Annotated in this window: 23 protein-coding genes and 1 pseudogene; 8 read left to right on the forward strand and 16 right to left on the reverse strand. The window is 40.4% G+C overall.

Going from position 1 to position 19,297, the window contains the following annotated elements; all coding sequences use genetic code 11:
• Nucleotides 1-90 precede the first annotated feature (90 nt).
• Together EHQ64_RS00180 and EHQ64_RS00185 are read left to right on the forward strand one after the other, a co-directional pair.
• Complete coding sequence (locus EHQ64_RS00180; RefSeq protein WP_135647407.1) at nucleotides 91-1,008, forward strand: UbiA-like polyprenyltransferase; 918 nt, start codon at nucleotides 91-93, stop codon at nucleotides 1,006-1,008.
• The gene (locus EHQ64_RS00185; protein ID WP_281275489.1) at nucleotides 1,005-1,616 is read left to right on the forward strand and encodes a UbiX family flavin prenyltransferase; all 612 of its coding nucleotides are present in this window, start codon (nucleotides 1,005-1,007) and stop codon (nucleotides 1,614-1,616) included. The genes EHQ64_RS00180 and EHQ64_RS00185 overlap by 4 nt, the downstream gene beginning before the upstream one ends.
• A gap of 11 nt (nucleotides 1,617-1,627) precedes the next feature.
• Here the strand turns inward: EHQ64_RS00185 and EHQ64_RS00190 are convergent, their stop codons facing one another.
• From EHQ64_RS00190 to EHQ64_RS00215, 6 genes are all read right to left on the reverse strand, one after another.
• The gene (locus EHQ64_RS00190) at nucleotides 1,628-2,032 is read right to left on the reverse strand and encodes a DUF3703 domain-containing protein (RefSeq protein WP_135647409.1); all 405 of its coding nucleotides are present in this window, start codon (nucleotides 2,030-2,032) and stop codon (nucleotides 1,628-1,630) included.
• Nucleotides 2,033-2,083: 51 nt separating this feature from the next.
• Entirely contained in the window at nucleotides 2,084-2,719 is a 636-nt protein-coding gene (locus EHQ64_RS00195) for a helix-turn-helix domain-containing protein (protein ID WP_167882325.1), read from the reverse strand.
• Between the two features lie 210 nt (nucleotides 2,720-2,929).
• Entirely contained in the window at nucleotides 2,930-3,619 is a 690-nt protein-coding gene (locus EHQ64_RS00200; protein WP_135647413.1) for a hypothetical protein, read from the reverse strand.
• Nucleotides 3,620-3,659: 40 nt separating this feature from the next.
• On the reverse strand, nucleotides 3,660-4,706 hold the full coding sequence (locus EHQ64_RS00205; protein WP_135647415.1) for an Mrp/NBP35 family ATP-binding protein: 1,047 nt from the start codon (nucleotides 4,704-4,706) through the stop codon (nucleotides 3,660-3,662).
• Nucleotides 4,696-5,598, reverse strand: a complete 903-nt coding sequence (locus tag EHQ64_RS00210; RefSeq protein ID WP_135647416.1) for a metallophosphoesterase family protein — start codon at nucleotides 5,596-5,598, stop codon at nucleotides 4,696-4,698. The genes EHQ64_RS00205 and EHQ64_RS00210 overlap by 11 nt, the downstream gene beginning before the upstream one ends.
• Nucleotides 5,595-5,855, reverse strand: a complete 261-nt coding sequence (locus tag EHQ64_RS00215; protein WP_135647418.1) for a lipoyl domain-containing protein — start codon at nucleotides 5,853-5,855, stop codon at nucleotides 5,595-5,597. The genes EHQ64_RS00210 and EHQ64_RS00215 overlap by 4 nt, the downstream gene beginning before the upstream one ends.
• Before the next feature lie 69 nt (nucleotides 5,856-5,924).
• On the opposite strand from EHQ64_RS00215, the pseudogene EHQ64_RS00220 reads away from it, so the two are divergent.
• Nucleotides 5,925-6,758, forward strand: a pseudogene (locus EHQ64_RS00220) (hypothetical protein).
• 80 nt (nucleotides 6,759-6,838) lie between these two features.
• Here EHQ64_RS00220 and hslU read toward each other — a convergent pair.
• The 6 genes from hslU to EHQ64_RS00250 are packed head-to-tail and all read right to left on the reverse strand — an operon-like array spanning nucleotide 6,839 to nucleotide 12,240.
• Nucleotides 6,839-8,284, reverse strand: a complete 1,446-nt coding sequence (gene hslU, locus EHQ64_RS00225; protein WP_135647420.1) for an ATP-dependent protease ATPase subunit HslU — start codon at nucleotides 8,282-8,284, stop codon at nucleotides 6,839-6,841.
• Nucleotides 8,281-8,838, reverse strand: coding sequence for an ATP-dependent protease subunit HslV (gene hslV, locus EHQ64_RS00230; RefSeq protein ID WP_425460372.1), 558 nt, complete (start codon nucleotides 8,836-8,838; stop codon nucleotides 8,281-8,283). Before hslV ends, hslU begins: the two co-directional genes overlap by 4 nt.
• Nucleotides 8,813-9,766 carry a tyrosine recombinase XerC gene (locus tag EHQ64_RS00235; RefSeq protein WP_135647422.1) on the reverse strand — a complete coding sequence of 318 codons (954 nt, stop codon included), beginning with the start codon at nucleotides 9,764-9,766 and terminating at the stop codon, nucleotides 8,813-8,815. The genes hslV and EHQ64_RS00235 overlap by 26 nt, the downstream gene beginning before the upstream one ends.
• 49 nt (nucleotides 9,767-9,815) lie before the next feature.
• A complete protein-coding gene (gene pth, locus EHQ64_RS00240) occupies nucleotides 9,816-10,385 on the reverse strand; it encodes an aminoacyl-tRNA hydrolase (protein WP_135647424.1) in 570 nt (189 codons plus the stop codon).
• A complete protein-coding gene (cimA, locus tag EHQ64_RS00245; protein ID WP_135647426.1) occupies nucleotides 10,373-11,923 on the reverse strand; it encodes a (R)-citramalate synthase CimA in 1,551 nt (516 codons plus the stop codon). Before cimA ends, pth begins: the two co-directional genes overlap by 13 nt.
• A complete protein-coding gene (locus EHQ64_RS00250; protein WP_135647428.1) occupies nucleotides 11,923-12,240 on the reverse strand; it encodes a Smr/MutS family protein in 318 nt (105 codons plus the stop codon). Before EHQ64_RS00250 ends, cimA begins: the two co-directional genes overlap by 1 nt.
• A gap of 123 nt (nucleotides 12,241-12,363) precedes the next feature.
• On the opposite strand from EHQ64_RS00250, the gene EHQ64_RS00255 reads away from it, so the two are divergent.
• The gene (locus tag EHQ64_RS00255) at nucleotides 12,364-13,905 is read left to right on the forward strand and encodes a phosphatase domain-containing protein (RefSeq protein WP_135647429.1); all 1,542 of its coding nucleotides are present in this window, start codon (nucleotides 12,364-12,366) and stop codon (nucleotides 13,903-13,905) included.
• Here the strand turns inward: EHQ64_RS00255 and EHQ64_RS00260 are convergent.
• Nucleotides 13,902-14,546 carry a DedA family protein gene (locus EHQ64_RS00260; protein ID WP_135647431.1) on the reverse strand — a complete coding sequence of 215 codons (645 nt, stop codon included), beginning with the start codon at nucleotides 14,544-14,546 and terminating at the stop codon, nucleotides 13,902-13,904. The genes EHQ64_RS00255 and EHQ64_RS00260 overlap by 4 nt on opposite strands.
• A 149-nt stretch (nucleotides 14,547-14,695) precedes the next feature.
• On the opposite strand from EHQ64_RS00260, the gene EHQ64_RS00265 reads away from it, so the two are divergent.
• The 4 genes from EHQ64_RS00265 to EHQ64_RS00280 are packed head-to-tail and all read left to right on the forward strand — an operon-like array spanning nucleotide 14,696 to nucleotide 17,792.
• Entirely contained in the window at nucleotides 14,696-15,112 is a 417-nt protein-coding gene (locus tag EHQ64_RS00265; RefSeq protein WP_246048484.1) for a hypothetical protein, read from the forward strand.
• Complete coding sequence (locus EHQ64_RS00270) at nucleotides 15,112-16,224, forward strand: AI-2E family transporter (protein ID WP_135647435.1); 1,113 nt, start codon at nucleotides 15,112-15,114, stop codon at nucleotides 16,222-16,224. Before EHQ64_RS00265 ends, EHQ64_RS00270 begins: the two co-directional genes overlap by 1 nt.
• A gap of 6 nt (nucleotides 16,225-16,230) precedes the next feature.
• Nucleotides 16,231-17,508 carry an exodeoxyribonuclease VII large subunit gene (gene xseA / locus EHQ64_RS00275; RefSeq protein WP_135647437.1) on the forward strand — a complete coding sequence of 426 codons (1,278 nt, stop codon included), beginning with the start codon at nucleotides 16,231-16,233 and terminating at the stop codon, nucleotides 17,506-17,508.
• On the forward strand, nucleotides 17,505-17,792 hold the full coding sequence (locus EHQ64_RS00280; protein ID WP_135647438.1) for an exodeoxyribonuclease VII small subunit: 288 nt from the start codon (nucleotides 17,505-17,507) through the stop codon (nucleotides 17,790-17,792). Before xseA ends, EHQ64_RS00280 begins: the two co-directional genes overlap by 4 nt.
• Here the strand turns inward: EHQ64_RS00280 and EHQ64_RS00285 are convergent.
• The 3 genes from EHQ64_RS00285 to EHQ64_RS00295 all read right to left on the reverse strand — a co-directional run bounded on the left by EHQ64_RS00285 (nucleotide 17,789) and on the right by EHQ64_RS00295 (nucleotide 19,204).
• Complete coding sequence (locus EHQ64_RS00285; protein ID WP_246048471.1) at nucleotides 17,789-18,256, reverse strand: DUF2752 domain-containing protein; 468 nt, start codon at nucleotides 18,254-18,256, stop codon at nucleotides 17,789-17,791. The two genes, EHQ64_RS00280 and EHQ64_RS00285, sit on opposite strands and share 4 nt — an antisense overlap.
• Nucleotides 18,228-18,596 carry a DUF5684 domain-containing protein gene (locus EHQ64_RS00290; RefSeq protein WP_135647440.1) on the reverse strand — a complete coding sequence of 123 codons (369 nt, stop codon included), beginning with the start codon at nucleotides 18,594-18,596 and terminating at the stop codon, nucleotides 18,228-18,230. Before EHQ64_RS00290 ends, EHQ64_RS00285 begins: the two co-directional genes overlap by 29 nt.
• Nucleotides 18,597-18,736: 140 nt before the next feature.
• Nucleotides 18,737-19,204 carry a hypothetical protein gene (locus EHQ64_RS00295; protein WP_246048474.1) on the reverse strand — a complete coding sequence of 156 codons (468 nt, stop codon included), beginning with the start codon at nucleotides 19,202-19,204 and terminating at the stop codon, nucleotides 18,737-18,739.
• Between the last annotated feature and the right edge of the window lie 93 nt (nucleotides 19,205-19,297).

A 19,297-nucleotide genomic window follows, 5' to 3' on the forward strand; every position in this document is an offset into this window, starting at 1 on the left:
TTATTCGTAAGGCCAAAAAATCACCCATTTTCGTTTTGGTTTGGAAAAATCTGCTTCCTAACCAAGATGATTTTTCCAATCATTCTATCGATGGCTTCCAATACTCTGGCCGCCCTAGGCAAATACGGTCGATTCATAAAATTTTCCCATACTCTGTTCGCTCTCCCTTTCGCAGGGATCGCTTTTGTTCTCGCGATCTTAAGAGAGCCTGCTCTTCCACTTTCCTTGATCGCTCAAAAACTATTTTGGGTCTTAGTGTGTATGGTGGGCGCAAGAAGTGCTGCCATGGGTTTTAACCGATGGGCGGACAAAAAGATAGACGCTAAAAACCCAAGGACTGCGAACCGAGAGATCCCAAGCGGACAGATCTCCGATGCGATGGCAATATTGTTTATCGTCGGTTCCGCGATCTTGTTTTTTATAGGAAGCTGGTTCTTAAATCCACTTTCTTTTTATCTTTCTTTTCCTACTTTATTTCTTCTATTAACTTATTCTTATACAAAACGATTTACCTTTCTTTGCCATTTTTATTTGGGAGTTACGATAGGTCTTGCTCCACTCGCCACCTGGATCGCGATCAGAGAGGAATTTTCCTGGATCGCCGGATTTTGGACGTTGGGGCTCGCGTTCAATTTGGCAGGCTTCGATATATTGTATGCTTTGCAGGACAGAGAGTTTGATAAAAAAGAAGGACTTCATTCTGTTCCGGCAAGTTTTGGAGAACAAAAGTCTCTCATCATATCAAGAATTTCTCATGTGTTTTCAATCCTCTTCTTAGGTGTTGCGGCGCTAAATGCAGGATTGAATAGTTTTTTCTGGATATTCTTAGTATTTGTCGCCTTTTTGCTCTTTAAAGAACAAAAAATCGCATTTGAGAATAAGGATGGGAACTTCCCTCCTTCCTTTTATCAGATCCATTCCTGGATCTCTCTTGTGATCTTTTTGGGTATCCTTTCGGAAACGGTTCCTGGCCTGATCAGATTATTTACCCAAGGATTTTCTTTGTGAGCGAAGCTCCTCTTAGACTTGTACTTGCAATGGCTGGTGCAAGCGGCTCCATCTATGCTGCTAGATTTATTCGTGCTCTAATGGAGATTCCTGGAGAAACCTGGTTCGTTTCTAGCCCCGCATCCGTTCGAGTTTTTAGAGAAGAATTCGAAACAGATGTACAATCCGGAGAAGATATTCTTAAATTTGTTACAGAAAAATGGGGACCGAAACAAGTTCACAAATTCCATATTAGAAAATTCGAAGATATAGGAGCGGATATCGCTTCCGGATCCAATATTTGGGATGGAATGGTAGTAGTTCCCTGTTCTATGAAAACTGTTGCGGCTATTCGTACCGGTATAACCGAAAATTTGATTGAAAGAGCTGCGGATGTTACCTTAAAGGAAAGAAGAAAACTTATCCTTGTCCCGAGAGAAACTCCTTATAATCGGATCCATTTGGAGAATATGTTAGCTCTCCATGATGCTGGAGCTATCATTGCACCTGCTTCCCCCGGTTTTTATCAAATGCCCAAAAGTTTGGAAGATCTGGGAGATTTTATGGCAACTCGTATCTTTAGATTGCTTGGTAGAGAAATAGATCTGTATCCTCGCTGGACTCCATAAGATTTTTTGAATTAAGTATTTCTGTTTAAACCTGATAAACCTTTAGAGGTCTGGTCTGCTTTAGAAAGTAGATCTAGCAAATCTTCGGGTATCGGCATAGGTTGAAAGACCGGAACATTCGCTCCTCCCGTGTTTCCTACTGGGATCCGATTTAGCCAAGAACCAAGCCAACCAAAAGAAAGTCTTAATAATTGTCCGAATATTTCTTTTAAATCACCTTCTCTAAGAGCAAATAATAACATTCTAAAATGGGTCCCCGTATGAGGAATTGGATAATATTGCCCAATTAAATGAGCTCTTTCTAAAAATTTCCATGCATCTAGTTTGTCCCCGCGATTGTAGGAACTTTTATATTGATCCAATTCTATTTTATATCTAAGTTTCCAGTTTGAAGGCATCATCCAGTTCATTCTCATTCTCCAAAAATAGATTAACCTAATATATTTGTCGGGTCTTGAATTTTGGGGCTAGTCCGTAAAAAATCTGGGAAGAAAAACTTCTTCTTTTTGAAAAAAGTCGGAAGGGCGAAGACCGAACGAATTCTTGAAGATCCGAGTGAAATGAGCCTGGTCCGCAAATCCACCTTCGAGTGCAGCTTGTACAAGTTGAGGTTGAGTAGATAAATGTAAGATCGCCTTTCTGATCTTTGTCCAGATCTTATATTCTGAAAAAGTAATTCCTGTTTCTTCTCTGAATAAATGTCTGAATCTACTTTGTGATAATCCGAAATTTTTCGCAATTTCGGTGAGAGAACCTTCTTCATTTGAGATCTTTTTCAAAGAATTTTGGATCCTTTGATCCATAGTTTTAGGATTCCATAAGGATCTGATCGGATCTAAAATTTCTAAAATACATTTTCTAATTTGTTTTGGATCTTCGTCTTTAAACGACTCTCGGATTTTTTTAATAGAGATTTGATCTCCTACTTCTAATCCGGGTTCTCCCTTTCTAATTTTCGGATTTTGGAATATACCTTTTCCAATGCCCAAAGGATCCACTAGTAGAACGATAAATTTTTCAGAGGTTTTTTCAGTTTTATGTGAGATCCTGGATGGAACGAAAACGGCTTCGTATTCTCTCCATTCTCCGTTGCTTCCTTGCAATCGAACCGGTCCTCCGTCAAGGGTGCAACAGATCTGGGAGAAAAAATGACTATGTCTTTGGGTAGAAAAAGATTCACCCGAATAAACACCTAAGTCCGGCCAGATATAAAAACTGTTTCCCATTGCAAAAAATGAAAATCAGTTTATGGTCTGGATTGCAACTAAGAAATGAAGTAGATTAAGTTTCAGGACCGAGCGGCCCTGAAATTTTTAAGGACTAACGGATTCGATTGCTTGGATCTTTTTATTTAGATCGGAAGCATCTTCGTATCTTTCGTATGAGATTGCATTGAATTTTTGGAGATATAATCCAACTAATTCTTCTCCCGTTTGGCCGGGAACTTCCAATGCTTTTCTGAAATTATGAAGATCGAATTCTGGATGTTTTCCTGAGAAAGTCTCTACGAGTCTTTCCATATGAAGTAAGGAGGCTTCTCTTGCGATCCCGCTAGAACGTCTTACTTTTAAGGAAAGATTTGCCAAAGCATCCAGGTAATCCCTAACTCCTTCAGGTTCTTTTTCCTGAGGAGGAAAAGAATTTCCTTCTCTATTCTTGCATAATTCAACGTAACGAATGACCACATTCTCGAAATGATCCATTCTTTCTTTGATGTAAGAATTTGAATCTTCTTGGCCTGCAGGCATTTCGAAGTCTTTGATCTTCACCACATCATATTTATCATAATGATCTGTGATGATCCTTTTCAAGTCTTCGTAACTGTCTAGGGAGACTGGAGGAAATGTTACAACAGGAAAGTTCTCTCCGATTCGAAGAAAACTGACCACTACGTTGGACGCGATAATTTTGCCGCCCGGAAATAGCGGGTTTTCACCAACAACGTTGCAATATACTATGAGGTTTCCGGATGGATTCTTCTCTGTGCCTTTTTCGAACTTCACGGTTTGCCTCCCTCTGTACTAACTGACTGGCCCCAGAGTATTATTCCCACTTTTTTATCTCTTCAGCCAGGTTTTGGAGTATGTTTTTGTAGGATTTAGCGATAATTCCTTCGGGTTCTTGAAAAACCAGCGGTTTTCCAGCTTCTCCAGCACTCATTACATCCATAGTAAGTGGGACCCCTCCCAGGAATTTTGCATCGGTAGAATCCGCCAATTTTTGACCTCCGCCCTTGGAAAAAATTGCAGAAGAGTGTCCACAGTTTGGACACACAAATTCGCTCATATTTTCCACTACACCTAGTATCGGTACTTTGACTTGTTGGAACATAGCTGCGGCTCTATTTGCATCTAAAAGTGCGACAGTTTGTGGTGTAGTTACTAAAACTGCTCCGTCTAAATCTATGAGCTGTGCGAGAGATAGTTGCACATCTCCTGTTCCAGGAGGAAGGTCTATAAATAAATAGTCCAACTCTCCCCATACGATATCGTATAAGAATTGTTCCACAGCCTTTCCAAGCATTGGACCTCTCCAAACCACCGGCTGTTTCTCTTCTATTAAAAATGAGAAAGAAATAATCTTAAGTCCGTCTTTTTCCAAAGGATAAATTTTATCTTCTTCTGCCTTGAGTGCGACTTTACCGTTGATGCCGAACATTTTTCCAATGGAAGGTCCGTAGATATCTGCATCCATTACACCTACTTTATAACCGAGTGCTGCAGCTGCAGAAGCAAGGTTTACTGTGACTGTCGATTTTCCGACCCCACCTTTTCCTGAGCCTACTGCGATTACCTTTTTAACTCCTAGGATCTTATTCGAATCATCCAAGGTCATCTTTGGATCCACTTCGAATTTGATTTTTACTTTTCCGACCCCTTCTTTTTTGGAAAGTGCCTGACGGATCTGAGCCTCAAGCCCGATCTGGACCCTTCTATCTTGGCTAGGAGTTTTGACTAGGATACTTGTTTCTTCTTCTCCGATCTCTAGAGAACCGATCATTCCGAGAGAGACGATGTCTTTTTTGAGCTCGGGATGTTTGATCTTTGTGAGTTCTCTTTGAATGTCTATTGGTTGGAGTTTACCGGCCATTTGTTTCCTTTTCTTCGTATGAGATCGTTTGTGTTTCTGTGAATTCTCCCTGTTCCTCAGAATAGGAGAATCGTTTCACTTGTAATTGTTTTTCGTTCCATTCCATTACATGGAATCCACTTTGGTGTCTCTGGTCTGAGATCCTCGTGCTAGACGCAGAATTGATCACGTAATACGGTTTTTGTGGATCGGGATGTTTGACCCAATTCGTATGTACATGACCGTGCAAATATGCTAAAGGTGGTCTTTTTTTAAGTAGTTCTGCGATCTCTTCCCGATTTTTCATCCTATGGCCAGAGCTTTCCTGACGTTCCGGAGGATTCCAGATCGGATGATGGCAGATCAGAAAATAATGATCCAGTTTTTCCTTTTCCAGATATTCTAATGTGGAATGTACGATTTCTTCCTTTACGTATCCGTATGCATTGAGTACGGAAAGAGGCATATTAGAGTCCCAGCCAACTAAGGTAAGTTTTCCGATTTTTTTGATTCGAAGATATCCGCTTTTTGTCGGAACTGTTTCTCCCATCCAAGGAGAGAAAAACTTTTCATAGTATGGGATCTCTTTTCCTGAATATCCGGTTGCTTCTTCCGTATACCTGTCATGGTTTCCAGGGATCATGAATGTATTATTACTTAGTACAGGTTCTAAAATTTTTTTAGACTCATCGTATTCTTTCCAATGAGATACGTTTGTGATGTCTCCGGAGATAATAATCGCATCCGGATTGATTAAATTTACTTTTCGAACAATGGCATTCCAAAGAGAGATCGGATATTTTTTCCTACGCCGAAAGGTATAGTTTAAATATCCCGGGATCATCTTTCCTTTCAAACTAGAGAAAGGAAGTACTACGGGAAAATGCAGGTCCGATAAATGGACCAATTTCACTCGGAAACATTCCTCCGGATCATTCCCAAAATTTCTCCTTTTTTGATGATGGATCCTTTCGTTCTATCAATTCTCGCTAATATTCCGTTAATCGGAGATTCCATCGGAAAGGAAGCTTTGTCTGTTACGAGTTCGCAGACTTCTTCTCCTTCATTAATTTGATCTCCCAACTGAAAATTCCATCGAACTAGTTCGATCTTATCCGTGTCGCCCAAGTCTGGAGTGATTAGTTCGAAATCTTCGGTTTTTGATGTCATCTCTCTAAAACCAGCTTGCCGTATAGAGTCCACAAGCCAACGTGTACTAAATTTTCTAAGTTCCCTCCTATGGCAAACCAGAAATCTGTCCTCAAAGGGGCTCAAATCCTCCAAAATATAGAAGAACTCAAGCAGAGAAGATTCTTTCATTTAGAATTGAAAGGTCTGACCAAACCGACTCGGGATATACTTTCCGAACTCGTGAATGGACTTTTGGAAGAGATCGGAGCCAATCCACTTGCTGCCTTTCATCTATTTAGCGGGCTTATGTAAGCTCTCTTAAACGCGATCAAAGGAAACATCCGTCATATTATCTTTAGAGACGAGCTTTTGAAAAAGATCGAAAAGCTCGGAGAAACTCAAGAAGAAGCTGAAGAACTTTTAGAGATCATCATGGACACTTCTCCTCTTCGAGATGCGATGCAGAGATATGTTGTTCCGGATAAGATCAAAAAACAGGTCCAGAATATCCTTCAGTTAGAAGATCGAATTCGTGCTAAAAAACAGATCCTAAAATCAGAAGAAAAAGAATTCTTAACAGACGTCCGCTATAAGTTAAAGAAAAACCGGATGAGAATTTCTGTGAAGATCAGGATTACTAAGGACGAGCTGAATTTCAGGATCCGTAACGATTCTCCGATCCATAATATGGATTTCGGTAGAATAGAAGAATCTCGTCTGCGTCATAAGGAATTATTCGACCAGGGAAATTCTGCAGACTTCTTCCGTCCTGAATTTTTGGACGAAAAAGAAAGTGCGGGTTTCGGGATTGCGATGATCGACGAAGGTTATTATACCATGGGTCTGAATCCTTTGGATCTTCTCACCATCACTTCCGGTTCAAGGACTACTACAGTTTATATGAGATATCCTTTAACTGCACTGCGGGAAATGGCGTTTTAATTTCGCACGGAGATCACAGAGAGCACGGAGAAATTATAAGAATAAAGAGCTCTGTGTGCTCCGTGAACTCTGTGCGAACCCTAAAGAATATAGCGGCTTAGGTCTTTATCTTCTATAATTCCTTTCAGTTTAGATTCGACTGCTGTTTTATCTATGACCAATTTTCTTTGATCTTCTGGTAGATCCGGGCCTTCGAAACTTAGATCTTCTAAAAGTCTTTCCATGATGGTGTTCAATCTTCGAGCGCCTATGTTTTCATGTTTTTCATTCATGTCGTAGGCAATTTTTGCGATCTCTCGAATCCCATCTGCTGCGAACTCTATCTTGATCCCGTCTGTTGCGAGTAATGCTTGGTATTGTTTTACTAGAGAAGATCTAGGGGCTGTTAATATTTTTTCGAAATCGTCCATAGAAAGTTTTTCAAGCTCTACCCTGATTGGAAAACGTCCTTGTAATTCAGGGATCAGATCGGAAGGTTTGGACATATGAAAAGCGCCAGCTGCGATAAATAAAATATGATCCGTTACGATCGGACCTATCTTAGTAGTTACAGTTGCACCTTCTACGATAGGAAGTAAGTCTCTTTGGACACCTTCTCTAGAAACATCCGCTCCGGCTCTTCCTTCTCTACTCGCGATCTTGTCTATCTCGTCTAAGAAGACTATTCCCATTTCCTCTACTCTTTTTTGGGCTTCTCTCTGTAACTTGTCCGGATCCAAAAGTTTTTCTGCTTCTACTTCTTCTAAAACTTTTAGAGCTTCTGTGATCGGTAGTTTTCTTTTCTTTTGTTTTTTAGGCATTAGATCGCCCAAAACATTTTGGATATGATTGTCTAGATCTTCCATATTTCCTGCTCCGAATACTTGGAGCATAGGCATTCCTTGCGGACCTGCCTGAGGAATATCTATCTCAATGATCTGATCATTCAGTTTTCCCGCTTTTAATTTCTTTCTCATTGTTTCGCGGGTTTCTAAAAAACGTTTTTCTCTTTCTTCTTCCACATCGTTTGTAGAAAAACCTATGGAGGGAGGATGAGGATCTGCGATAGAAGTTTTAGAAGGAAAAGGTAATAGTATATCGAGTAGAGCTTCTTCTGCTCTTTCTTTTGCCTTTGCTTCTACTTCCTTTCTGAATTCTTGTTTTACAAGGTTTAAGGAAACCATTGCGAGATCGCGGATGATACTTTCCACATCTCTTCCTACATAACCTACTTCCGTAAATTTCGTACTTTCTACTTTTAAGAAAGGTGCTCCGCAGAGTTTAGAAAGTCTTCTTGCGATCTCTGTCTTTCCTACTCCCGTTGGGCCGATCATAATGATATTTTTAGGATAAATTTCTTCTCTTAATTCAGGATCCAGTTTTCTTCGTCTAGTTCTGTTTCTAAGAGCGATCGCTACCGCTTTTTTGGCGTTTTTTTGCCCAATGATATGCTCATCTAATTTGGAAACGATCTGTCTAGGAGTTAATTCGTCGTCACCTAGTTTGTTTTCGTCTTGGGAGGAAGTTAGGGGGATTGGTTCGTTCATTGTCCGATTTCCTCTACGATAATATTATGATTCGTGTATATACAGATATCAGCGGCGATATTCATGGCTTCCTTTACGATCTGAGAAGGATCCAAATTCGTATGATGATACAATGCTCTTGCAGCTGATAAAGCGTAATTTCCACCGGATCCGATCGCGAGTATTCCGTCGTCGGGAGAAATTACATCTCCAGTTCCGGAAACTAGAAAAGATTCGTCCTTATCTGCAACTATAAGCATTGCTTCTAGTCTACGAAGTGCTCTGTCGGATCTCCACTCTCTCGCAAGTTCGACCGCAGATCTGGAAAGACTTCCCCCGTATTCCTGTACTTTTTTTTCGAATAATTCGAATAATGTAAATGCATCCGCTGCAGAACCTGCGAAGCCGGATACGATCTTGTCGGAATAAAGTTTGCGAACTTTTCTTGCGGTGTTTTTCATAACGGTGTTCCCGAAGGAAACTTGCCCGTCCCCTGCGATCGCTACTTTTCCGTCTTTGCGAACGCAGAGTATTGTGGTTGCGTGGATTTTATTTGGATTTATCGAGTCTTGCATGTGGGTGAGCCTTTCGGTAGACCTCTTTGATCTTTTCCTTACTCACGCTCAGGTAAACCTGGGTGGTGGATAGAGAGGAATGCCCCAAAAGCTCTTGGACAGCGCGGATATCCGCGCCGGCATCGAGTAGGTCCGTTGCGAACGTGTGACGGAATTTATGTGGGGTAATGGGTTTGTCCCATCCCATTCTTTTCCTTCTCTCGTTCAAAATATAACGAACCCCTCTGGTCGTCAGTTTATTTCCCTTTTGATTTAGAAAAATTTCATCACATCTTGGGCGGAATCTAGGACGAACTTCCAAATATTCATTCAAACTTTGAATGGCTTCTTTTCCTAAATATACGAATCTTTCTTTTCTTCTTTTTCCCAAAACTTTTAGGATCGTATGGTCTGCAGATAATTGAACTAAAGTCGCATCGACTAACTCAAAAACCCGAAGTCCGGAAGAATATAAAACTTCTAAGATCGCTTTATCTCTTAGATTTAAAATTTCAGAAGCATTCTCGTTTTCGTATTCATACTCTAGAATACTTTCGGTCTCTTCTATTTTGAAATTTTTAGGGATTTGTTTTCTGGTTTTTGGAAAACTCACCGAAAGGATCGGATTTCCGGGTACTAAATTATCTTTTAATAATACTTTGTAGAATGTTCGGAGGCTGGAAAGTTTTCTGCTTTGGGTCCTTCTATCCAAACCTTGGTTTTTAGAAAGGAAAGCGAAATAAGAACGAACGTCTACCGATTCTAATTGGTAAATTTCTATCTGCTCTTGTAGGCAAAATTCGAAGAATGATTTTAGATCTAGGAGATATGCGTTGAGAGTGTTTTGAGAATAGTTTTTTTCCACTCTCAAATATTCGTAAAAACGAGTTGCGGCAGAATTCAGGATTTCAGAAGGAAATTGGGGAAGTTTAACCGCGTATTCGCTCACAGGGTTCTCCGGATAAAAATTCCCGGAAAAATCGTCCACCCGGGATAGTTTATTTATCGGAGGCTTTCGAAAAAAGGATCTGTCTTTCCCTGACCCAATCCTTGATTTTTTGTTTCGCCTGGTCGAATAATTCCGGGAGTTTTGACATTTCTTCCTTATTAAAATTCGATAGAACATGGCCTGGAGTGAGTGCGCTATCTCCCGGTTTTCCTACTCCAAATCTGAGCCTAAAAAAATCAGGAGAGCCTAATTTTTCCGCAATGTCCTTGAGCCCATTATGGCCTCCGTTTCCACCGCTTTGTTTGAATTTGAGTTTGGTAAATGGAAAATCCACTTCGTCATGGATTACTAGGATATTCTCGGGAGGAATTCCGTTCTTTCTAGAAAGTTCAGCCACAGCTCTTCCGGAAAGATTCATATACTCTAATGGTTTTAGAAAATAGAATGAAATTCCGTCCTTGTCGATTTTTCCTTTTTCTTCTTTAGGAGAAGCAGTTAAGGAAACTCCCCAATCTTTGGCTATATCATCCAAGACTAGAAAGCCTGCATTATGACGATTTTTTTCGTATTTCTGGCCGGGATTGCCTAGGCCCACGATCAATAGTTTCAAGTTTGCCATGTAGGAAGAATTAAGTTCAGCATTTTTTCAGTAGCAAGTACTGCTGCTACAGTTTGGTCGCAATGGATCCCCATAGTTTTGAAGTTCTCTTCTTCATGATTTTCTAAGGTTTTGTTCCAAGTGATCATAGTTTCCACGAGTGCGTCCGTTTTTCCGCCAGGAGGAATTCGAACCTCGTAATCCACGAGTCTCGGGATAGAAAGTCCAGCTTTAGAAGCGATGCTTGTGAGTGCGGACATGAATGCGTCGTAGCCTCCATCCCCTTCTCCCTCTTCCGAATATTTTTTACCTTGGAGTTCCAATTCTACAAATGCTTTTGGTCGGATCCCGATCCCTGAGTTGATCTTACAGCCTGTGATCTTGATTGCTTGGATGCTGGAACTTCCGGAAACATCTGCGATGATAAAAGGAAGATCTTCCGGAGTGATCGTCTTGTTTTGGTCCCCAAGTTCGATTACTTTTTCCAAAACTTTCTTCTCGATTTCGGGAGAGAGAACAAGACCCAATTGTTTCAGGTTTTCGGAGATACTTGCTTTTCCTGCGAGTTTTCCTAAAGCGTAACTTCTTTTTCTACCAAAACGTTCCGGTAAGATCGGGTTCGCGTATAAATTGCCTTTTTTATCTCCATCAGCATGCACTCCCGCAGTTTGTGTGAATACATCTTCTCCCACTACCGGGCGGTTTGCGGAGATCCTTTTTCCACTGAAGACTTCTACAAGCCTGCTTGCTTCTGAGATCGCTTTTTCATCGACATCGGTTGTTACACCAACTTTATCATGAAGAGCAGTGATTACTGCTTCTAAGGGAGAATTTCCTGCTCTTTCTCCAAGGCCGTTCACACTCACATGAACTCCTTTTGCTCCAGCTTTTACTGCGAAGATACAGTTTGCTACAGAAAGATCGTAATCGTTATGTCCATGAAATTCGAAATGAAGATGCGGATATTTTTCAGTTAAGAGTGAGATTCCGGAGAATGTTTCATCCGGAGATAAAACGCCCAGAGTGTCGGGAAGAAAAATTTTACCCAAAGGTTCTTTGGAAAGATGTTCTACAAAACTTAAAACATAATCCTTGCTATTCAGATATCCGTTAGACCAGTCTTCCAGATATATATTTACTTCGAGTCCGTTCTTTTTAGCATATTGGATCGTTTCTGAAACTTCTTCAAAATGTTCTTTGGGAGTTTTTTTGAGTTGGCCTTCTAAATGTTTAAGAGAACCTTTTGTAAGTAGATTTAATGTTTTTGCGCCGGAAGCTAAGATCCAATCCACACTTTTATGAGAGTCTACGAATCCTAAAATTTCGATCCGATTTCCAACTCCTTCCGAATTGGCCCAATTCATGATCCCACGAACGCTTTCCAATTCTCCTTGAGAGACTCTCGCGGACGCGATCTCTACTCGATCTACTTTCAGATTTTGTAATAAGAACTTTGCAATATTCAGTTTTTCGGAAGCGGAGAAGCTTACGCCTCTAGTCTGTTCTCCGTCTCGGAGAGTCACATCCAGGATTTGGATTTTTTTTCGGGTATGATCCATTATTTTAAATACTTCTGTAAATCTTCCGAAGAAGGGCCCATGATCTCAACCAAGGTGGAGCCTGGATTATTTCCCAGATGAAGGCCTCCATCTTCCAAAATTTTCAGAAAGGAATGTTCCCGAATATAATCATCGGTCATTCTTTTCAGGACTCCTTCTCCGATCCCGTGCACCACTTCTACCAGGGTTTCCCCTTTCAAAAAAGCGGCTTGGATCTCCCGATCCAAGAGCCGGTACGCCTCTTCATATCTCATCTTTCGGATATAGATAGACTTGGGACCTTTCTGGTTTTTACCCGAATGTTTCCCCTTCGGCATCTTAAGGACCATCCTAGGCGGAGCTTTTTTTGCGAAAACAAAGAAATTGGATTTTTGCTTTCCCTTTAGAAGCCCCATGATAGAGTTTTCCTTTCCCAAAATCTAGAAAAGGAATCCGGAAAGTTGACAGAAGAAACAGAGCGCAAAATTTCCCGGAATACGGAAAAACGTAGAGCCGCTATTTGCGGAGGAACTTTAGGAAGAGAAAATCGCTATTATATCCGAGGCCAAGTTGTGGATATCGGGATCAGCGAAGAAATGACGGATCCTAAAAAATGGGATCTTCTTACCGGACTCTTCCAAGGCCAAGAAAAGGAAATCACTCCCTTTTTGGATTACAGTCTAGAATCCGTAAGAAAGCCGATTTTGATGGCAGAGATCGTGGACGGTTCCGGAAAAGTATTACATCGTTCTCCTGAGATCAGAGGTGATGAAAGTGGCTTCTTCTTTCACGAATTTACATTTCCGATCCAACCCGGAAATTATGTATTTCATATCCATTTTCTAAAACCGGACTCTTATAGACAGTTTGGGAAGGACCTTGCCTATTTAAACACTCCAGGCAAACATGAGTTAGTTTCTCAGAGTTTGATCGGAATGGGTGCACTTAGGATCTTACCGGAAGAATATTCCGGGATCGTAAGCACTTCCGATATTGACCAGACATATCTTGCGACGGATATCCATTCTAATAAGGGAAAAATTTCTACATTATTCGAAACACCTGAGCAAAAACTCCCGCTTCCAGGAATGCCTACTCTATTTAGAGAATTGAGAGAATCTACAGACGATTCTCCTTTATGTTTTATTTCTGCGAGCCCTCATTTTTTCAGAAGAACATTACTTTCTACATTTAGGACCCAAGGAGTCAGAACAGAATCTCTTCACTTAAAGTATCTGGAAGGTACAATTAAGGGAATGGTGGATAAGTTCTGGGACACTCTTTCTCACCCGACAAAGTTTTTGACGGAAGGTCTTTGGGGTGCCTTGGAAAGAGTTCGCAAATTTGCAGGATCTTCTTTTCAAAGTTTATTTGATCAGTTGGCTTATAAACTTACGATCTTACTTAGAGATAGGATCTATCTTCCTACAAATTCAAAAGAAATACTTCTCGGAGATAATACTGAAAGTGATTATCTGATCTTTATTCTTTACCAATTGATCCTGACTGGAGCATTACAAGGAAAAGAATTAGAAGATTATCTATATAAATTGAACTTTTTAGGAAGAGATGCGATTACTCGTGACAACGCAAAATTGATCCGAGAGCTCGCAGAAGAAAATCGAAGGATCCACGGAGATATCAATCCGGTCCAGCTTGTACTCGTGAACAAGACGGAACTTGGACCTCCTTCGGAAGAAATGAAATGGAATGTAAGAAGTGCTCTTCCTACAGGCATCGATCCTTGGAAAATGGAGGGGATCCAGCCTTATATTCCTACGGATGGTGCTTTAGGTTTTGCTCTCGTGCTAGTCGAAAGAGAAATTTTGGATCTATCTTCTGTTTTAAAAATTGCAGGAGAAATGGCTGGCCAATGGTTCGAAGGAAAAGTGATAGAGCCGAATGTTTTATTGGAACTTGCGAAAAAATTGGAACTTCCGAAAGAAGTAGAAGCAGTTCACAAAAAATTCGTGAAAACCTTAAAAGAAGTTTTGGAAGCTTAAGCGACTTTTTTCTTTTCGATAAACTTCTTATAAAAGATAAAACCTACGATTGCGGTAATAAAGAATCCGGAGAAAATTTTATTGTACAGGGCTAGAAACTCTAAAACTTTCTCCCAATGGGAACCTAGATAAAATCCTCCGTAGATCAGGATCCCACACCAGATCGTTACCGCTAAAGAAAATGCGGAAAAGAAGATGATTGGTTTCATATCCACCATACCGGCTACGATAGATACGAAAAACCGGATCCCTGCTGAAAATCTAGAAAAGATGACTACGATGGTCCCATTCCTGGAAAACCAATCCAATGTCTTCTGGATGGACTCTTCATTATACAGTTCTTCTTTGAATGGAAAGTTTTTGTTCTTTAGCCAATCCAAAACTTTGTGCCCGAATACATACATTACCCAGGCTCCTGTAAGATTTCCTACAAGAGTGCTTGTTACTAATTCCCAGAATCCTAGTCCACCTCTTGCCAGTAAAAATCCTCCGAAGGCTGTGACAGTGTCTCCAGGCCAAGGTGGGAAAACGTTTTCGGTAAAATTGGAGAACGCGAAGAAGAACCAGACGAGCGCGGAAGGCAGACCGGAGACCCAATCCAATAGAGTTTGGATATAAGAATCGAATCCGGCGAATTGCATCTAGAAAAGGATTGTCAAGTGGGGAGCGTTAGATTCAACTAAATTTCGTGCAAGGCCGCAGTTTATCGAAAATATTAGTTCCGGTTCTCATTTCGTTCCTAGTCGGGAATCTTTCTATTTTTTCTCAGGAACCCAAATTACCTGATTTGATGGGTCAGGATCCTGTAAAAACGAAAAAGCTTAAAGATAGACCTAAAATTTTCAGGCATAATAACCTAACCATCGTAGAAAGTCCATATCGGGCACCTAGTTCTATTCCTGGCAATTTTGTTCCGGATGATTCTGAGATACTCTTTTTTACGGAATTGAAAGCGGAACGTTTTCTGGAAAATAAAGAGGCTGTTGTAGTTTTTAAAACCGCTCTACCTAAACAAACTATGGAAAGATATTACGAATATCTGATCACGAGCTTCGGCCATAAGATCCTACAAAGTCAAAAGTCTGAAGGGAAAAGTTTGTATTTGGTGGATGTTTTAAGGCATAAGATCGTAGCGATTACCATCCAATCCAAGGAGAATGGATCCTTGGTAAAATTATTCCAAAAAACCACGAACAGAGGATTTTAATGTCCCCCAAAGAAGGCCAGGAAACAAACCGTAAACTTTTCAATCTGATCCTAGGTATTTTTTGTATTGGGACAGGAGTTCTATTATTCGTAGTTTTAAGACCTTATTTTTATTCGGGACTTGTAGCTTTGATCTTATATATAGCTACGCGGAAACAATACAAACAACTCAGAAGGTTGATCGGACCTAAATTCGAACCTTTTGCTCCTTGGATCATGATCGGATCCGTTTGTATGATCGTTATTCTTCCTTCTTATTTTATGATCCGTACATTGATCGAGGAATCTCTTTCCATCCTATTTAAGATCCGGATCTCTCTCTCAGAAGACAAGATCATAGATACGATCATGAGCCTGAATATTCTTACGGATCTGTTTACGGATAATCCATTCTTTTGGGTGAAACTTCCGGAGATATACGGTGATTTTGCAAAAAATTACATAGATATATTAAACTTAGATAGTTTGTATGCCGTCTTGAGCAATGCATCCAGTTTTATTTTAGGATCCATAGATCTTCCTGCAGGGATCATTATGAATCTATTCTTTTCACTTTTGCTCCTTTTCTTCTTCTATCAGGATGGGCGTAAGATCGAAAGATTCATTTTGGACAATCTTCCATTTTCTACGGAAGTGGAAGAACAGGTGGGAAGAAAGATCGCTTCTGCGGTCCAAACTGTATTTAAAGGAAATCTGATCGTTTCCATTTTGCAGGGAGCCGGTGTTTATATTTTACTTTTATTCGCTAAAATTTCCAACCCATTCCTGTACGCGAGTCTTGCTGCATTCTTCTCTTTGATCCCGGTTGTAGGAACTTCGGTGGTTTGGCTCCCGATCGGTTTATATTTGATGTTCATAGAGAATAATATACTGGGTGCCAGTTTATTCATGATCATGGGCCTCACTTTATACATCGTTTTGGAGAATGTGGTCAAACCTAAGATGTTGGATAAAAAACTCAGGATACACCCTCTTCTGATCTTTTTATCTTTGATCGGCGGGATCCAGGAATTTGGGATCATGGGGTTGGTACTTGGACCAGTAGCTGTGACTATGGTAGTGATCCTTTGGGATTTTTGGAAATTGTACAGAAAAGACTTTTTCGCTAGCTAATTTCTGATGGAAGAAACCAAAACATATTCCGTCTCGGAAATTAATTCTATCGTTAAACAACTTCTAACCGGTCCGGAAATTTTACGAAATATCTGGATCCAGGGAGAAATATCCAATTATTCTAAATCCCACCAAGGACATATTTACTTTAACTTAAAAGACGCAAAATCTCTCATCGCCTGTACTTTTTTTTCGTATAGCAATGCTCGTTATAAGGGCAAAACTCTTGAGAACGGAATGGAGATCAAGGCATTCGGTGGGATCTCCGTTTATGAGCCAAGAGGGCAGTATAATTTAAATATTTCTAAAATAGAAGAAATGGGTCAGGGAGATTTACTTCTTCAAATAGAAGAATTAAAGCGTAAACTGGCCGCCCAAGGGGTTTTTGATCCTGATAGGAAACGTAAACTCCCCTCTTTTCCTTGGAGGATCGGGGTCGCTACATCCCCTACTGGAGCAGCAATTGAGGATATTATCCGGATCGCAAAAGGAAGATTCCCTAAGATCGATATTTTGATCTCTCCCTGTCTTGTGCAAGGAGACGGTGCCCCCGAATCTATTATTTCTGCGATCCGTCAGTTGAATGATCCCAAATGGGAAGTGGATCTGATTATCGCTGGTCGAGGTGGAGGAAGCACCGAGGATCTAATGGCATTCAATGACGAAAAAGTAGTCTTAGCATTTGCGGAATCTAGGGTCCCTATCATATCAGCTGTGGGTCACCAGATCGATTCAGTTCTTTCGGATCTAGCAGCGGATCATTTCGCACCCACTCCGACTGCAGCAGCGGAAATGGCTGTGCCAGAAATGGAACTCATAGAATCGGGACTCGTAGAATTCGAAATTAGATTAAAGACCGCTTTAAAGAATCAGGCGGTCAACTTAAAGGAAAAGTTAAGGATACTTACCAATAAGAAAGCATTTTTAGATCCTAGATCTATGTTGAATGATCGGATCCTTCAATTGGATGAGATCAATTCCAGGATCCATTTATTAGGTAAAAACTATCTAATGAGTGCTCAGAATAAATTCAGTCCGGTTTCCAATGGACTCATTACTTCTTTTAAGTCCCAATTGGAAAGCAAGAAGAAGGAGTTCCAACTTCTTTCGGGAAAATTAGAAGGTTTCTCTCCTTTAGGGACCTTAAAAAGAGGATATTCTGTGGTCCGAAAGAAAGGAAAAAAAGTCGTTACATCTCCGGCACAATTGGAGAAAGAGGAAGAACTAGAGGTTATATTATCCGAAGGAAGAATTCGGGTCTCTTACCAAGGTGAAATACAATGAGCAAAAAAACGGAAATTAGTTTTGAACAGGCTTTAACCGAATTAGAGCAGATCGCTGAAAATTTGGAAAGAGGGCAATTGACCTTAGAAGAGTCCATTAAATCTTATGAAAGAGGAATGGAACTTAGGACCCTTTGTCAGTCTATACTTGCGGAAGCGGAAGGTAAGATCGAATACTTAGCGAAATCTGGAAGCGGAGAGACCCAGAAAAAAACTGCAAATACTAAATCGGAAACTTCTACAAGAGCTGCTACACCTCCTGCGGATGATGATGAATTGTTCTAAAAGAAGTGTTTAAAACAGTACCAAACAAAAATCCCGATAATTCCTATGCAGGAAAAAAATCCAACATAATGATTTTCTAATATTTTGCCCCAGACCTGTTTCCCGAAATTCAATCTGATCAGAAAACCTACAGTCCCTAAAATGGAGATTGGTATTCCGAATGGATGATAATTCCAGGATCTGGAAAAATCCCCTCTAAAAAAGCAGATTACTGCCCTACTTAATCCGCAACCGGGACAATCCCATCCTGTTAGATGTTTCCACCAGCAGATCGTAAACCAATGTTCTGATTCCGTATCCAATGGAAAAACGGACGCTATCGAAATAGAAATTAGAAGGAAAAGGAAAAGTGAAAGGAATACTTTTGAAATAAAGTAAATATTTAGATAAGAAGCCGAGCCTCTACTAGGCCCGACTTCTTGTATTAGGAGGATCTTAAGCGGATTTTGCAGCAGGTCCCACATATTTTGCATCGGAGAATGCAAGTAAAGGATATCCAATCGCGAAAATCAAAAGCACTGCATAACCTGCAGATTTTCCGAATGATTTAGCCAAATCGATAGCAGTAATGATACTGATAACTAGACCAACACAAGGAATGAAGTATAGAATTATCCACCAACCTGGTCTTCCTACAACTTCTAACAACACTATAAGGTTATAAATCGGAATAAGAGCTGCCCAGCCTGGTTTGCCCGCCTTTTCCAAAATTTTCCAGAAGGAAATGATGAATACCACAGCGATAGCCAGATAAACGATTATGGTTATGGCTACTGCGATCCCTGAACCTGAATTTTCTTCCATTCTTTTTGCTCCAAAAATATGAATCTTGGGAAGTTTACTTTTTATGGCAGGAAATCAAGAAGAAAATTGATGAAATTTTTAATTTCCTAATCAGGTCATTGTATATAACCTAAATGGAATAGAAAAATTTTAAATTTCTATTATTGGACGGAAAGTGTAATGGTTCCGGAATCCGTTACTGGGATTACCAGACAACGAGTGCTTCCGTTAGTTGTGGTTACACCCGAATAACTTTCTGCTCCAATGTTCTCGCTTCTAAATTCTACCTGGCTAAAATCCGATGGGATCAATACTGCATTTTCTGTACCGATCCAAAGGTCAGCTTCCCCAGTAGTAAAACTGACATTGAAGGTATTTGTTGCGCCATTTCCTGTAAAAGAGTAGAAATAATAATGATAACTGGATCCGGAAAAACTATCTGTTCCACCCGTAAAAATGGTTGGGACGGAAGAGTCAGAACAGCCTGTGAGTGGGACCGGAGTAAAACTTGCTCCATATGCGGAATATAGCAGGGTCGAGGCTGTGTCATCCGCAGAGGAAGAGTCTCCTTTGGCGCAAGAGAGCAATAGAAAAAAGAATAACGGGATCGATAGGATTCGTAGGTTCAAAAAAGGCCCCAGTTCATATTCTAAGATCTTAGAACACTAGAATCTTCGCTTCGTTCCAAAGAAGAAAGGATTTTCTTTGGTTGTATCTAAAGG

The sequence above is a fragment of the Leptospira sarikeiensis genome (assembly GCF_004769615.1).
Lineage (GTDB): Bacteria > Spirochaetota > Leptospiria > Leptospirales > Leptospiraceae > Leptospira_B > Leptospira_B sarikeiensis.

Bases quoted from the DNA above. Each gene is read 5' to 3' on its own strand.
- EHQ64_RS00215 (WP_135647418.1), bottom strand. From the start codon at position 5,855: ATGACATCAAAAACCGAAGATTTCGAACTAATCACTCCAGACTTGGGC.
- pth (WP_135647424.1), bottom strand. From the start codon at position 10,385: ATGGCAAACTTGAAACTATTGATCGTGGGCCTAGGCAATCCCGGCCAG.
- EHQ64_RS00290 (WP_135647440.1), bottom strand. From the start codon at position 18,596: ATGGAAGAAAATTCAGGTTCAGGGATCGCAGTAGCCATAACCATAATC.
- EHQ64_RS00285 (WP_246048471.1), bottom strand. From the start codon at position 18,256: ATGTGGGACCTGCTGCAAAATCCGCTTAAGATCCTCCTAATACAAGAA.
- hslV (WP_425460372.1), bottom strand. From the start codon at position 8,838: ATGCAAGACTCGATAAATCCAAATAAAATCCACGCAACCACAATACTC.
- EHQ64_RS00270 (WP_135647435.1), top strand. From the start codon at position 15,112: ATGTCCCCCAAAGAAGGCCAGGAAACAAACCGTAAACTTTTCAATCTG.
- hslU (WP_135647420.1), bottom strand. From the start codon at position 8,284: ATGAACGAACCAATCCCCCTAACTTCCTCCCAAGACGAAAACAAACTA.
- EHQ64_RS00265 (WP_246048484.1), top strand. From the start codon at position 14,696: ATGGGTCAGGATCCTGTAAAAACGAAAAAGCTTAAAGATAGACCTAAA.
- cimA (WP_135647426.1), bottom strand. From the start codon at position 11,923: ATGGATCATACCCGAAAAAAAATCCAAATCCTGGATGTGACTCTCCGA.
- EHQ64_RS00260 (WP_135647431.1), bottom strand. From the start codon at position 14,546: ATGCAATTCGCCGGATTCGATTCTTATATCCAAACTCTATTGGATTGG.
- EHQ64_RS00280 (WP_135647438.1), top strand. From the start codon at position 17,505: ATGAGCAAAAAAACGGAAATTAGTTTTGAACAGGCTTTAACCGAATTA.
- EHQ64_RS00205 (WP_135647415.1), bottom strand. From the start codon at position 4,706: ATGGCCGGTAAACTCCAACCAATAGACATTCAAAGAGAACTCACAAAG.
- EHQ64_RS00190 (WP_135647409.1), bottom strand. From the start codon at position 2,032: ATGAGAATGAACTGGATGATGCCTTCAAACTGGAAACTTAGATATAAA.
- xseA (WP_135647437.1), top strand. From the start codon at position 16,231: ATGGAAGAAACCAAAACATATTCCGTCTCGGAAATTAATTCTATCGTT.
- EHQ64_RS00250 (WP_135647428.1), bottom strand. From the start codon at position 12,240: ATGCCGAAGGGGAAACATTCGGGTAAAAACCAGAAAGGTCCCAAGTCT.
- EHQ64_RS00180 (WP_135647407.1), top strand. From the start codon at position 91: ATGGCTTCCAATACTCTGGCCGCCCTAGGCAAATACGGTCGATTCATA.